Source organism: Paenibacillus xylanexedens (genome assembly GCF_007680605.1).
In the GTDB taxonomy this organism is placed as follows: Bacteria; Bacillota; Bacilli; order Paenibacillales; family Paenibacillaceae; genus Paenibacillus; species Paenibacillus xylanexedens_B.
The window spans coordinates 1-337 of sequence record NZ_VEIO01000069.1; the positions used below are offsets into that span (position 1 = coordinate 1).

Here is a 337-nt window from a genome sequence, read left to right on the forward strand (position 1 = left end):
TATGCCCAGGCGAAATCCTCCAATAGAATGCGCCAGGACACCCCGTCCACGACAAGGTGATGGATCGCGATCAAGAGATGGTCGCCGTTCCCTGTCCGGAATAACCCCAGTTGCATGAGCGGGCCTGATTCCAGATTCATTGCCTGTTGCACCTGCGTTGCCTGTTGCTCGATTGCTACATGGACGTCTGCTGCTGCCGAGACATCGAATACATGTAGCCCGAACGCACGCCCTGCCGTTCCCCGGTTCATCTGAACGACCTTTCCTACCTCCTGCGTGTATACCATCCGCAATGCATCATGGTGTTCCGTCAGCTTGACGGCCACTTCCTCCACGA

The 337-nt window shown here is 56.4% G+C and carries 1 protein-coding gene; it reads right to left on the reverse strand.

Annotation, left to right across the window (positions count from 1 at the left end):
- The coding region (locus FS818_RS28425) for a condensation domain-containing protein (RefSeq protein WP_260990005.1) at window positions 1–337 on the reverse strand (337 nt) is incomplete at both ends.